This window comes from Sporichthya sp. (assembly GCF_013815995.1).
Taxonomy (GTDB): Bacteria; Actinomycetota; Actinomycetes; order Sporichthyales; family Sporichthyaceae; genus Sporichthya.
In genome coordinates this window covers 1-3,444 of sequence record NZ_JACDFE010000329.1, presented here as the reverse complement: position 1 = coordinate 3,444, position 3,444 = coordinate 1, and the positions used below count along the sequence as shown (strand labels likewise).

Here is a 3,444-nt window from a genome sequence, read left to right as displayed (position 1 = left end):
CCCGGGACCCGCGCAGGGCCGCGGCGGCCGGGACCGGTCCGAGCAGGGCGAGCACCCCGCACATGGCGGCGGCCGGGATCAGGCGCCCGTCGCGGCCGAACGCCGCCCACAACCACTTGGTGTGCCCGGCGCGGAGCTCGTCCCAGCCGGCGTACATCCGGCAGCAGGCGACGGCGGAGCCGACCGCCATGCCGGAGCGGTGCCCGGCCCGCTTGGCGGCGCGGGCGAGTTCGATGTCGTCGACCACCGCGGCGCGGATCGCTCCGTGACCGCCGATCGCGGCGTAGGTGTCGCGCTCGACGAGGAGAAACTGCCCGATCGCGGCCGCGGTGGACGGGCGCAGCGAGTGCTCGGCCGGGCGCACCGGCAACGTGGACAGCCAGCTCCAGGCGAGCAGCGGCTGCACCAGCCGTTCGGCCGGCGTCTCGGCAAGCTGACGGGGCATCAGGGACAGCAGGGCCAGCCCGGACCGGGCCTGCAGGCTGACCGCGGCCGCGATGGCCCGCGGATGCAGGATCACGTCGGCGTCGACGAACACCAGCAGATCGCCGGCCGCGTGCGCCGCCAGCCGGGCACAGGCGTACGGCTTGCCGAGCCAGCCGGGTGGGAGCGGACCCCCGGTCAGCACCCGCACCCGCGGGTCGGGGCCGGCGACAGCCCGGGCGATGTCGCCGGTGCCGTCGGCGGACCCGTCGTCGAGGACGAGGATCTCCAGGCGCGGGACGCCCTGCTGGGCGAGCAGCGCCGTCAGGCACGCCGCCACGCCGGCGGCCTCGTCGCGGACCGGCAGCAGCACCGAGACGGTCAGGTGGTCCGGGACGTCCGGGGCGTCGGTCCGGGCCACCCGGACGGTGGCCACGTTCGCCGCGGCCAGGGCGGCGCCACCGACGGCCAGTGCGGTACCCGCCGCGACGGCGGCGCTGACGGGAGAGGTCACGTGCGGGCGCCGGCGAGGACGGGCAGCGTGCGGGCGTACGGGATCGCCACCGCGCCCATCGCGAGCCCGCCCAGCAGCGCCACCGCGGGCCGGTCGAAGAAGGCCAGGTTGCCGAGCACCTGCGCGGCGTAGGTCCACAGGTACAGCACGCCGGGCAGCAGGTCACCGTCGTCGGGGGAGCCCTGAACAGCGTCGGGCACCACCTGGTCCAGGACCGCCATCAGCAACACCGAGACCACCAGCCAGCCCACGTAATTGGTGAGCGGGACGTCGGGAGAGCCGGGCAGGGCCGGGTCAGGATCGGCCCAGCGCCAGTAACCCTCCTCGACCATCTGGGGGTCGAGGAAGACGTCCCAGCTGGCCACCGCCCAGCCGGCCACGAGGGCGGTCATCCGCCGTCCGTGACGCCGCGTCAGGTGACGCGCGACCAGAAGGGCCGGGTAGGCCGTCATCGCCCAGGCCGCCGGGATCACCACCGGCACGCCCGCGAGCTCGGGGCCCAGCCCGGGGCCGTAGTCGTAGTCCCCGAAGGGCACGCCGGTATGCACACCGAGGGTCTCGACGCCGGCCGCCACCGCCAGCACCAGACCGAGAGACGCCGCGGCGACCCCGGCCCCGAACCGGAACACCGCGTGGCCGGCCACCGCAGCGAAAGTGACCACCACGGTGGTGACGGTCAGCCGGTCGCGAGCGGTGCCCTCGACCAGCGGGTAGGCGATCTGGCAGGCCACGGCGGCCGCCACCAGGGCCCAGGCGGCGCGCAGCAGCCCGGGCCGATGTCCACTCACCAGCTCAGCCGAATCCGTTCAGCCGAGCCTGCTCACCCGAAGGGCCGCAGGATGGAGAAGGTCTCCCGTCCGGGGGCGGCGATCGCAGCGAAACGACCGACGTTGGGGACGTCCATCGGGGCGACCGCCACGGTGGCCCCGAGCTTGCCGGCCTGCTCGGCGGTTCCGTCCACGTCGGCGACCTGGAAGGTCACCGACCAGTACGGCCCCGGCGCCGCGCCGGCCGGCAGCGGGGAGAACCCGGCCACGCCCTGCTGTCCCAGCATCGCCACCGCACCGGTCGAGCCGGACGGGTCGGCGCCGCGCACCGCCCAGCCGAAGACGGCGGTGTAGAACGCCGCGGCGCGCGGGATGTCGGGGGTGACGAGGTCCGACCAGTACCAGGTACCGGGCACCCGGGTGACCCGCGCGCCGAGGTGGTCGCGGGCCTGCCAGAGCGTGAACACGCCGCCCTGCGGATCGGTGCAGGCGGCGCCGCGACCCAGATTCAGGATGTCGCCCGGGCCGGCGAGCACGGTTCCACCGGCGCCCTTGACCGCAGTGACGGCCGCGTCGACGCTGCTCACCGCGACGTACACGTTCCAGCTCGGGCGCGTGCCGGCCTGGCACGGGCCGAGGCCGGCCACCGGCCGGCCGTCGAGGTTGAACGTGGCGAAGCCGTCCTCGTCGTCGACCGAGTCCCAGCCGAACAACTCGGTGTAGAAGTCCTTGCCCGCGGCGGCGTCGTGGCAGGCCACGTCCACCCAGCACGGCATGCCGGCGGCGTAGCTGTCGACGTAGGTCACGACCGTCTCCCCTTCTCCGCGCCCGTGGACGCGTCGGCAGCCTACTTCCGGTTCCTTCGTCCCCGGCGTAGGTCCTTGACCAAGATCTTCGCCGCACTACGCCCGGAGGCCCCGAACACACCGCCGCCCGGGTGGGTGGAGGCGCCGGTGAGGTAGAGGCCGGGCAGGGGCCCACGGTAACCCGAGAGCTCCGGAACCGGCCGTAGCGCGAACATCGAATCCAGGGCCATCTCTACGTGCATCACGTTTCCGCGGCGTAACCCGAGCTCGCGCTCGAGGTCGAGCGGAGTCTGCACGTGGGTGTCCAGGACGCCGGCCGCGAAGCCGGGCGCAGCCGCCTCGAGTCGGGCGATCGCGGACTCCCCGGTGACCTTCCTGAGTGCGTCCCAGTGGTGTTCGGCGAGGTCGTAGCGGTGCCACTGGGCCCACAACGTCACGGTGTGCCGGCCCGGCGGGGCCAGCGACGGATCCTGTGAGGTCGGGGTGAGGGCGAGTACGGCTGGGCGGTCCGGCGGCCGGGCGGCGAGGTAGTCCGCGTAGGCGGCGCGCAACTCCGCCCGGTCGGTGACCAGCAGTTGCATCCCGTGCAGCGCGTCGGCAGGGGCGCTCGGGTAGGCCGGCAGGGCTTCGGTGGCGAGCCGGACCACGGCCCCGATCCCGTCGCCGACCCGGATCCGCGCGCGGACCCCGGCCGGTTCCGCGCCCGCGGCGGCGAGCAGGTCGAGATACCGTATCCATAGCTCGTCCTGATCCTCACCGATCTCGTAGAGGTAATCCCACGAGAAGATGCCGGTGTCGTGACCGTCCGAAAACTTCGGCCGGATCGCGTAGTGGCCGACCGCCTCGACCTCCGCGATGGTGATGTCGCGCTTTCCGGTCTGCAGCACTTCCTGGCCGCGTCCGTGGCCGCGCACCTCCGCAGAAGGTGAATAGA

Annotated in this window: 4 protein-coding genes; all 4 read right to left on the bottom strand. The window is 73.9% G+C overall.

The annotated features are described in order from the left end of the window. Nucleotides 1-937: glycosyltransferase (locus H0X00_RS22705; protein ID WP_293775061.1), on the bottom strand; the 937-nt coding region annotated here is incomplete at its 3' end. Then, entirely contained in the window at nucleotides 934-1,725 is a 792-nt protein-coding gene (locus tag H0X00_RS22700) for a carotenoid biosynthesis protein (RefSeq protein WP_293775060.1), read from the bottom strand. The genes H0X00_RS22700 and H0X00_RS22705, both read right to left, overlap by 4 nt. Nucleotides 1,726-1,757: 32 nt before the next feature. After that, entirely contained in the window at nucleotides 1,758-2,510 is a 753-nt protein-coding gene (locus H0X00_RS22695; RefSeq protein WP_293775059.1) for a VOC family protein, read from the bottom strand. Nucleotides 2,511-2,551: 41 nt separating this feature from the next. Next, on the bottom strand, nucleotides 2,552-3,444 hold an 893-nt coding region (locus tag H0X00_RS22690; protein ID WP_293775058.1), incomplete at its 5' end, for a gamma-butyrobetaine hydroxylase-like domain-containing protein.